Annotated in this window: 12 protein-coding genes; 6 read left to right on the top strand and 6 right to left on the bottom strand. The window is 62.3% G+C overall.

What is annotated here, in order from left to right; genetic code table 11:
* The first annotated feature begins 144 nt into the window (after nt 1-144).
* Nucleotides 145-312 (top strand): hypothetical protein, encoded by a 168-nt coding sequence (locus CXY71_RS21635; protein WP_233204315.1) that lies wholly within the window; start codon nt 145-147, stop codon nt 310-312.
* 2 nt (nt 313-314) lie between these two features.
* Nucleotides 315-2,549: a catalase/peroxidase HPI gene (gene katG / locus CXY71_RS01030; protein WP_104133874.1), complete on the top strand. Its 2,235-nt coding sequence runs from the start codon at nt 315-317 to the stop codon at nt 2,547-2,549.
* Nucleotides 2,550-2,658: 109 nt separating this feature from the next.
* Here katG and CXY71_RS01025 read toward each other — a convergent pair whose 3' ends face one another.
* The 3 genes from CXY71_RS01025 to mobC are packed head-to-tail and all read right to left on the bottom strand — an operon-like array spanning nt 2,659 to nt 5,561.
* Nucleotides 2,659-3,498: a hypothetical protein gene (locus CXY71_RS01025; protein WP_104133873.1), complete on the bottom strand. Its 840-nt coding sequence runs from the start codon at nt 3,496-3,498 to the stop codon at nt 2,659-2,661.
* A gap of 18 nt (nt 3,499-3,516) precedes the next feature.
* Nucleotides 3,517-5,172, bottom strand: a complete 1,656-nt coding sequence (locus CXY71_RS01020; RefSeq protein WP_104133872.1) for a relaxase/mobilization nuclease domain-containing protein — start codon at nt 5,170-5,172, stop codon at nt 3,517-3,519.
* Nucleotides 5,169-5,561: a plasmid mobilization relaxosome protein MobC gene (gene mobC / locus CXY71_RS01015; protein ID WP_158252927.1), complete on the bottom strand. Its 393-nt coding sequence runs from the start codon at nt 5,559-5,561 to the stop codon at nt 5,169-5,171. The genes CXY71_RS01020 and mobC overlap by 4 nt, the downstream gene beginning before the upstream one ends.
* Before the next feature lie 233 nt (nt 5,562-5,794).
* Between mobC and CXY71_RS01010 the strand changes: the two genes are divergently transcribed.
* The 4 genes from CXY71_RS01010 to CXY71_RS20885 all read left to right on the top strand — a co-directional run bounded on the left by CXY71_RS01010 (nt 5,795) and on the right by CXY71_RS20885 (nt 7,019).
* Nucleotides 5,795-6,103, top strand: a complete 309-nt coding sequence (locus CXY71_RS01010) for a hypothetical protein (RefSeq protein ID WP_146072697.1) — start codon at nt 5,795-5,797, stop codon at nt 6,101-6,103.
* Nucleotides 6,104-6,350: 247 nt separating this feature from the next.
* A complete protein-coding gene (locus tag CXY71_RS01005) occupies nt 6,351-6,611 on the top strand; it encodes a glutaredoxin domain-containing protein (protein ID WP_104133869.1) in 261 nt (86 codons plus the stop codon).
* A gap of 10 nt (nt 6,612-6,621) precedes the next feature.
* Nucleotides 6,622-6,819: a hypothetical protein gene (locus tag CXY71_RS01000; protein WP_104133868.1), complete on the top strand. Its 198-nt coding sequence runs from the start codon at nt 6,622-6,624 to the stop codon at nt 6,817-6,819.
* A gap of 35 nt (nt 6,820-6,854) precedes the next feature.
* On the top strand, nt 6,855-7,019 hold the full coding sequence (locus tag CXY71_RS20885; protein WP_158252925.1) for a hypothetical protein: 165 nt from the start codon (nt 6,855-6,857) through the stop codon (nt 7,017-7,019).
* A 142-nt stretch (nt 7,020-7,161) separates the two neighbouring features.
* Here CXY71_RS20885 and CXY71_RS00990 read toward each other — a convergent pair whose 3' ends face one another.
* The 3 genes from CXY71_RS00990 to CXY71_RS00980 all read right to left on the bottom strand — a co-directional run bounded on the left by CXY71_RS00990 (nt 7,162) and on the right by CXY71_RS00980 (nt 8,864).
* Entirely contained in the window at nt 7,162-7,917 is a 756-nt protein-coding gene (locus tag CXY71_RS00990) for a hypothetical protein (RefSeq protein WP_104133866.1), read from the bottom strand.
* 32 nt (nt 7,918-7,949) lie between these two features.
* Nucleotides 7,950-8,333: a hypothetical protein gene (locus CXY71_RS00985; protein WP_104133865.1), complete on the bottom strand. Its 384-nt coding sequence runs from the start codon at nt 8,331-8,333 to the stop codon at nt 7,950-7,952.
* 150 nt (nt 8,334-8,483) lie between these two features.
* On the bottom strand, nt 8,484-8,864 hold the full coding sequence (locus tag CXY71_RS00980; protein ID WP_104133864.1) for a hypothetical protein: 381 nt from the start codon (nt 8,862-8,864) through the stop codon (nt 8,484-8,486).
* Nucleotides 8,865-9,299: the final 435 nt, after the last annotated feature.

Raw genomic sequence — 9,299 nt, 5'->3', positions numbered from 1 at the left:
AGCGGTCGTGCCTGGCCGTCGGAGTTCGAGTGGGCATACGGTTATCTCTCAACTGGCTCGGATGAGCGAGCGGACTCTGAATCTGCCTGTTGCGCACGGAGTTCGGGTAACACGTATGTGATTTCAATGAGGAGATGACGTCCAGTGGCGATTACTGAAGAACGATCCGATCTACTGGCCAGACTCGGCTTGGACGGACAGAACAATGCGTCCATCGCGGTGAGCGCTGATCGGCAGCAGAGCTTCCTGTCCAACGCTTCACCGGACATCCAGTCACACATTGAGTCCTTCGAGGCTCACCTGAAGGAGTAACCATGTCTGGAAGCCCTGACGCCTACGTCGACCGTACGTACAACCAGACCGTGAACGCGCGTCAGTCGCCCAAACTGCGGAATTACCCCGCGGAAAGCGGGAACCCACATGACTGGTGGCCCCACAGGCTCGACCTGAGGTGCTTAGCTCGACCGAGCCGCGCCGCCAATCCGTTGGGCGAAGACTTTGACTACGCCAAGGAATTCCTCTCCCTGGACCTTGAGGACCTGGCACGCGATGTGGACGAGGTGTTGACGACCTCGCAGGACTGGTGGCCCGCCGACTTCGGACATTACGGACCGCTTGTGCTGCGGATGGCCTGGCACAGTGCTGGCACCTACCGCGCCGGTGACGGTCGGGGAGGTGCCGGCGCGGGAATGCAACGCTTCGCCCCGTTGAACGGCTGGCCTGATAACCGCAACCTAGACAAGGCGCGCCGACTCCTGTGGCCGGTGAAAAAGAAATACGACTGCACGATCTCCTGGGCCGATCTGATGATCTTCGCGGGCAACCGTGCGCTGGAATCGATGGGCTTCACGACGTTCGGGTTCGGCGGTGGCCGGGAGGATGCATGGGTGGCCGACGAGACCTACTGGGGGCCAGAAGACAGGTGGTTCGCCGATGAGCGGCACAGCGGCATCCGGAATCTGGACAAGCCCCTAGCGGCCAGCGCGATGGGACTGATCTACGTCGATCCGCAGGGTCCAGGCACGGTTCCCGATCCGATAGCCGCCGCACGCGACATTCGTCAGACGTTCCATCGCATGGGGTTAGACGACCAGGAGACCGTCGCGCTGATTGCGGGCGGGCACACGTTCGGCAAGACCCACGGAGCGGCCGACCCCGGCACCTGCCTCGGGCCCGAACCCGAAGCCGCGCCGCTCGAGCAACAAGGCCTGGGCTGGGCAAGCCACTTCGGAACGGGCAACGGTGCAGACACCGTCAGCAGTGGGCTCGAAGGGATCTGGACCCCCACCCCGACCACATGGGACAACAGTTTCCTAGAGATACTGTTCGCCTACGAGTGGGAGGTGACGCTCAGCCCTGCCGGGCTATGGCAATGGATCCCGAGCAACGGTGCCGGTGCCGGCACCGTCCCGGACGCCCACGACCCGTCCAAGACCCATGTCCCAACGGTACTCACCACGGACCTCGCATTCCGGGAGGATTCAGTATACGAGGCGATCGCGCGGCGATTCCTAGAGAATCCAGACCAACTGGCGGATGCGTTCGCACGGGCCTGGTTCAAACTCACGCACATCGACATGGGCCCAACCCAGCGCTACCTGGGGTCACTTGTCCCGTCCGAACGACTGATCTGGCAGGACCCGCTGCCCGACGTCGACCACGAGCTCGTCGATGCTGACGACATCGCTGCGTTCAAGAGCCAACTGCTCGAGTCGGGCCTGGCGGTGGGGCAACTGGTCTCTACCGCGTGGGCTTCGGCTTCCACGTTCCGAAACAGCGACAAGCGCGGTGGGGCCAATGGTGCCCGCATCCGTCTCGAACCGCAGCGGCGCTGGGATGTCAACGAGCCTGAAGTGCTGGCCACCGTGCTGCGCACTTTTGAGCAGATCCGCAAGCAGTTCAACGATTCCCAGCGTGGCGGTAAGAAGATCTCGCTCGCCGACCTGATCGTGCTTGGCGGGTGCGCCGCGGTCGAACATGCTGCCGCCAGGGCCGGTCACGACATCGAGGTCCCGTTTCGGCCGGGACGCACGGATGCGACGCAGGAGTGGACCGACCCTGAACGGTTCGCCGTGCTCGAACCGACAGCTGACGCATTCCGCAGCTACCTCGGCAAGGGCAACCGGCTACCGTCGGAAGTTCTGCTCATCGACCGCGCGGGCCAACTGACTTTGAGTGCCCCCGAGATGACAGTGTTGCTCGGCGGCTTGCGCGTGATCGGCGCAAACCACAGCCGATCCCCCATGGGCGTGCTTACCTCGACACCGGGCTCGCTGACCAACGACTTCTTCGTCAACCTGCTCGACATGGACACCGTGTGGGCGCCGAAGCCAGGCGACGCCACGACGGAGGCGACCTACGAAGGCCGCGACCGGCACACTGACGAGCTCAAGTGGGTCGCAAGTCGCACTGACCTCATTTTTTCGACCAACTCTGAGCTGCGTGCGCTGTCGGAGGTGTACGCGAGCCAGCACGCTGAAAAGAAGTTCATACACGACTTCGTGTCCGCGTGGCACAAGGTCATGAATCTTGACCGGTTCGACCGGTGACGATCCCATCTGCCGGATGATGCGGGTTAGTTGGGTTCAGCTCACGAAACGTGAACAAATAACACGGTAAGAGTTGAATCAGCCGGTGGATCGACACCTATCGCTGCGATCATCTGGCGAGTCCGCCGCGCTCTCGCTGTTGGACCGCCATCTTGCTAGCTCGTCGCGCTTTCGGTGCACGCCCGGGCTGTGACCGGACCGCTTCGCGCGGGTGCTTCGCCTGGTCGCCGTCCGCGAGGAGGCGGGCATCGATGGTTTTCTGGTCGGCCTTGCCTTCAAGGCTCGCGGCGAACTGCTGGCGGCGTTCTGAGCTGTCGTAGTCGACGCCGCTCCAGTCGCGGTTCACCTCAGCCTCGCGGTGCAGCTCCTCGGCCTGACGCTGCCACTCCGAATTGCTGCGGTCGTTGTCAGTGCGGTCCTGATCGAGTTCGTTGGCCTGGGCGTCGCGCCTGTTCACGTCAGCGAGAAGCAACTGCGACGCGGTGAGTTCTTCGCCGGCACGTTCCCGCTGGGCGCGGGCCTGGTCCCGGTCACGCTCGGCGCCTTGAAGTGCGGCCGCGACCGCCACCGGGTCGGCCCCCGGTGCGTCAACGTCGATACCGTATCGCTCGCGTACTTCGTCGCGGATTCGTGTCTTTGCAGAGTGGGCAACATCATCGTAGTCGCGCCAGGCGGTCGCGGTTTCGTGGGCGCCGGCAATGTCCTCAGGTCTGGCCTGGTCCCACCATTCGGGTTGCTGCACCGGTGCGAGGCTCGCGCGCGCTGCTCCGCGCCCCGCCTCGAAGCGTACTTCGAGCTCGCGGGTCTGCTGCGTCGCTGCTGCTTCACGCTGGCGAGCGAGCTGTTCGCGCAGCCGGGCGATACGTTCCCCGAATTGCGAAGCAATAGTGAGCGCTATGCGCAGCTGGTCGTCGAAGGCTTCGCCTACTCCGTCTGTGTCCTCGGCCATAATCTTTCCCCTGCTCTCTTAATCTCTTCCTAGGTCGCCACGCTCGCGTGGCGTGGCTGGCATTTTGCGCTTGGTGGGCTCCAACGTGTTCGGAACCGGAGAACCTGATCGCGGAGTGGCCAGGCCTTCGGTAGCCACCCGCACGGCCTCAGCCACGCGGGAGTTCTCCGGCGTTATCTCTGGCCGGGTACCCGCCTGCTTGCTGAGTCGTTGCACTGCCGGCAGGCGGTCGCGGATGGTGGCGACCTGGTTGCTCATGACGGAGGCGATCTGCTCGGCTCGGCGGGCGTCGCCGTTGGCGCTGTGCATGTCAAGGATCGCTACCGCGGTGCGTCCCAGCTGACGCAGCATGATCGCTTCAGCCATCGTGCCGCGGGCCCCCGTCGCAGCTTGCATGAGGATCATCGCAGCGTTCGCAGCCGACCCCAGCTGTACAGGCTTCGGCCGAGACTCGTGCGCCCGCAGATGCGCAGACCGAGCAAGCTGACGGGACGTTTCAGCGAGCGGACCCGGTGTTGCCTCGACCCGCTGCGACCACGCCGCGAACGCGCCGGCCGTCTCCCGTGCGACGTGCGCCCACGTGGCCCGGTCCGTGACGGGGACACTGCGCAGCTGGTCGCGGAGTCGACCAATCTCGTCGCTGTACTGCTTCCACATTTCCGGATTCGGGGTGTGCTCCTCACGCCCGGGCGCGACGGGTCGGTACTGCCACGGGTTCTTCGCCGTGGCCCGCCATTCCTCCACCGCGCCCTGCGCAGTCTGCGGGCTGTCAGGCCAGCCCTCCCGAAGCCTGGGCAATGTGAGGTCGCGCGCCAGCCGCCCGCCCCCGTACCAAATCGGCTGCGCTCCCTCGATCGGGCGCATCGCCACCGAATAGCCCGCCACGACATCGTCCCGGCCAGCCGCGAAGCGTGGCCGGGCGAGAATCCCGCCCTGACGGAGACGACGCACGAATTCGCCCTCATCGACCGACGCTGTTGCCGCCGCCCGGACCGTGCGCTCCAACTTGTGCGGATCAATCTCGGCCGCATTCGCCCGCCCGGCACGTTCACGTTCAGCCGGCTTGAAGCCACGCTCCCCAAGCCTCAAACCACGACTTTCCAACTGCTCAAGCCCGTACTCGCTTTCCAGATCCCGGCACACCTCCTGCGCACGCCGGAAATCATTGTGCGTCGTCGCTTTGGTACCGTCCTCACGCACCAAAGACACAGCCAGGTGAATGTGATCATTACCGTTCGTGGACAGTCCGTGACGCACCGCAACCCAACGACACGCGGCTTTTCCACTGCTCTCGGTAAACCCCATCCGATCCGCGAAGTCCTCTGCGATCAATCCCCACTTCTCATCCGAGAGCTGTCCCTCCTCGGCACGCAACGACAGCGAGCAATGCCACACATCCCCGGCGACACGTTTACTTGTCACCGCGCCCGTAACAGGGTCGGAATCCTTCACCATTCGCAAGACTTCAACGTCGAACGCACGACGTGGAGCGTCCAGGCTCCGCGCAATCGCCAAAGCACTGTTGGTGTCCAACACGCTGTAACCATGCTGCGCCATGATCGCGGAATCACCCGCAACGAGGTGCTGTTCCTCATGCTCGTTGTGCCGACCGCCCCCAGCCAGGTACACCATCAGGCCGCCCATCTGGCCGCCCCGGCGAATGTTCGGCATCATGACTCGGCCAACCTGTCAATAACGTCCTCAACCTTGACGGCGAGCGTACGGTACTCAGCTGCAACGGCGGCAGCCGTGTCCGGGAATTGGCCCTCCGTATTAGCGAACTTCGCCAACTGGTTCACGTTGTTCGACACGTTCGCCATCAGGCGCGTCACAACGAACAACTCCGCAATCACACCCTTACGATCCGTCGACGTCTCAATATTCGCATTCATCGCCGACTCAAACAACAACCGCGGCACCGTCACATCAGCAACCACCGCACGAGCACGCAACTGAGCATCCTCCTCAACCGTCACATACACCCGGTAACTCTTCTCTCGCCCACCATCAACATTCGCCCGACGCTGACGACCAAACAAACGACGCTCATTCTTCTCCGTCAACGTGTTCACCTCCTCCGGCCCAGCGCAGCGACCCCGAAAACCGGGGACATATCTCAAGTATGCCAATTCCGGCGCGCGGCGTCCAGAATTCAAAGCCATTTACCACCGGTAAATGTATAGCTTGCTCCAAATCGACACCGCCGGTATGGCACGTCTCCGCTCTTGATGCTTCAGTAGAATGAGGCTGAGGCGCACTCGGCCGAGGCGTGTACCAGACCTGTAATCTGGGGAACATGAGCGATGCGAATATGAAACCAGAAGATGCAGCCGCCCGCGCGCGGGCAATCATCGAAGCGAACGTGGACGCCCGCGTAGAAGCCGTACGCGCACTCGCCGATGCTGGCAACGAATACGACAGCGCAGACCAGCAACTGAAATTAGCGACCCTCGCTCACGAACACGCGTGGACTGCAGCCCTAGCCTCCGGATGGAGCGAGAAGGACCTCCGTGCTACCGGCGTCAAAGCCCCCGGTCAGTCCACCCCGAAAGCGCGCAAACGACGCACCACTGCCCCGGTCACGACCTCAAACACTGAGGCGTAGCCTCCGGCCCTTACCTGTAATAAAGAAGCCCCGTCGAGCACAGCTCGACGGGGCTTGTTCGTGCAACTTGCGTTGCCTTTTCGGCTGGTTATCGTACGCACCATTCCTCCCTTGGCAAGGGCTTTCGCGGCATATCCTCACTCGCTGCGCTCCCTTGCGGTATTCCACGGTCCCCTGCCAATTCACCCCTGACGCTGTAAAACGGCGTGCGCCAAAAGGCAATGGGGTTATAAGAGAGGACCACACCATGATCGAACCGCTCACCGTCTACACGCTGCCGAACTGCATGCAATGCACGATGACCGTACGAGCACTCGACGCCGCCAACCTGCCCTACACCGTGATTGACCTCACAACCGATACACGAGCCACCGACCTGATGCACCAGTTCGGCTACACCACGGCCCCCGTCGTCATCGCCCGCGTGGTGTCCTGGTCAGGCTTCCGACCCGACCGGATCGCCAAGATAACGGCCCTGCGCAACCACCCCACCCTCACCAGCGAGTAAGCGCCCCGCGATGGAATTCAGCACCCTACAGACGACCCTGCCCATCAGCGACCTGCAGCACGCGGCGCGCGCACGAAAGATTGCCGAACGCCTCGACGACCTGCGCGCCGACGGCCGCCGCGGCTACACCCTCGCAAGCACACTCACCGTCACCGGAACCAACTACGCGACCATCATCGACACGCTCACAAAGGACCAAACCAAATGATCACAGCAACCTGCACCTCACCAGCATCACCCCTGATGACACCTGATCAAACCAGCGATGCCCTGGGCATCTCACTCGAGGAACTCAGCACCATGAGACACGGCAACGCCGGACCCAAATACCACGACATCGGCTGGGGCCTCGTGCGCTACAACACCGCAGACGTCATGCGCTGGCAAAAATCACAGGCCGTGGCATAGGGCCCCATCCCGCCATTCATCGGGATCAGGGATCTCGGGGGCTCGAACATTGCAGCCGCGCTTCCATCGCGCGCTTGAGCGAGCGTGTTTTCTTGAGAAACGACCGTCGACAGCGAGGTGCGTGCGCGCCGGAGGAGCACCGTTATCGGGTCTGGATCTTGCAGAACTCTTGTGCCGTTTTCAGGTCCGCGTCACGCTCAGCAATGCCGATCTCGGCGATGATGCTGATCGGCTCGTTCAGCCCTGCGTCGGTGGCACGCATCCAGTAGGCCCAGCATGTTCCGGTGCCGTTGGTTGGGTGCCCGTGCTTGGAGATGAAGCGAATACCGAGGGGCTGGGTACCGTCAAAAAGCGTCACCGTATCTCTAAGCCACCGCGCGATCAAAGTCGTAATAGCCCGGTCGTCACTTGTCACATGAGCGACGGTGAGGCCTCCCGAAACACCGAGGTCATTGAGTTCAGTGTCGAGCGCGGCGGACAGCGCCGCGAGGGTTCTCGTCGATGTGATGTCCACCCACCAACCGGACGGATACGTCAGGCGGTAGAGAGCCCGACCATCGCGCCACACCCGCGGCAGCCATCGGGCCCGCATCGTTCCGGCCTGATCCCAGTCGGCAACGACCATAGACCAATACCGATCCAGCGGAATGCCCATCGCGTCCGCGTCTTTCTGCAGGGCGCGCCGGGAACCATTGATTTCCGTGCGGTACGGAGCGAGAAGCTCCATAAAAGATGTGAGCCGGTCGTCAGTGGAATACAGCGTGCGCCCGACAGTATCGAAGCGGCTCCAGCCGGCAGGATCGTGAGAACCGTCAGAATCTAGTTCCCGGGGCACCGGGGCAAGAGGCCCGAACGATGTGCGAGCGATGCGATAGCTACCCGGCAGCGGATCATCCACGAGCTCCAACCCAGAGCGGGCACAAATCTGCATCAACCGGAGAAGGAATCGTCGATGACGGCCTGAGCCGCCATGGCTGCGTCCTTAAACCGGTCTTCTCGAATGGCCGTGACCGGAGTGTCATATCCAAGCCACGGGTTCGCGCCAATAAACCACGCACGGGCGACATGCTCACCTTCAGCCTCGGCCAGCATCGTCCACTGCGCATAGGCGAATTGAAGACGCCGCATAGCCTCGTTCTTCGGCGCAGGACCATCGGTCTTCGCCCACCGATACGGGAGCTTCGTGTCTTTACTCCCGGCCAGAGAGGCAACAAGAGTCCCACCCAGCGCCCCATTCAACCGACGCGTGATCTCCCGAATGTCCAGCTTGATCATCCGCGTGTGAGCAGACGTGACGTGCGTGATGGTAGCCATGTGATCCTTCAATCGCCGGTGGCATCCGGGAAAACCCGCATAACCACTTCAATGCCACCAGTATTACACCAATTTCTGAGTTTTGACCGAGCCGGTGCCAGCGAGCTCGGTGCGGCGGCCACATGACTGCCTGCGTCCGGAGTGACCTCACTACCCAGCAGCGAAAGCGCGCGCAGCGGCCAGCACGCGAGGTCCGACTTCATCCAGATTGCCCTCACGAATGAGCCGCGCAGGCGCCGCGTCCTCGAGCTGGGGGTTCATCCCCTGAAACCAAGCCTGAACCACTTGCGGCTGGTCCCGCTCGATGAGCAGACCGGCGACCTGATACGCAAGCCTCAGACGGCGAATCACCTCGGCCGGTGGCTTGCGGGTGCCCTCGGCCCACTGCCGCACGGCACGGGTTTCCGTGACAGACCCCAGGTAAGCCACCAGTTGCGCGCCCAAGAGATCGCGCAGCCGGCCGACAAGTTCGGCGACGTCCGAACGAATGGACATCTCGTATGCCCGCAGTCCGGGAGTGGTTGATGACATGTCATAAACCTAACGCGCACAACAGCAAATACCATTTATATACCACCTGAAATCCCACCACAAATGACCGATAATAATGATTATGTCAAGTTGTGTGCGGCATATACGCATAGAGTGCGAATATGCCGGTTGGGCAACACTTCGCCCGTGATGCGAGTCATAGCGGCCCAAGGCTTCCTGCCGAGGCTACATGTAACCGTGCAGCAGTGCGGTATTTCTTCCGCGGTGCTGGAATGTTAAATGCTTCCTGAGCTGGTATTTAACTTTGCATATTGCGAACATTCGCACTTTATGCGAAACTTTCGCATAATCCGCGCAGAGGTCAAAATGGAGTCAAACGCACCAGGCGCAGTCCCACTGCACCTTGTGGGTGGCATGCCTGTCCTCCACCCAGAGGAACTCGTCTGGAGCGAGATGCTTGGCGGTTGGCGTAAT

Origin of the sequence: Cryobacterium sp. Y62 (assembly GCF_002929785.1) — a bacterium.
GTDB lineage: Bacteria > Actinomycetota > Actinomycetes > Actinomycetales > Microbacteriaceae > Cryobacterium.
Note: the sequence above shows the minus strand (reverse complement) of the source record. Positions and strands in the feature narration are given on the sequence as shown.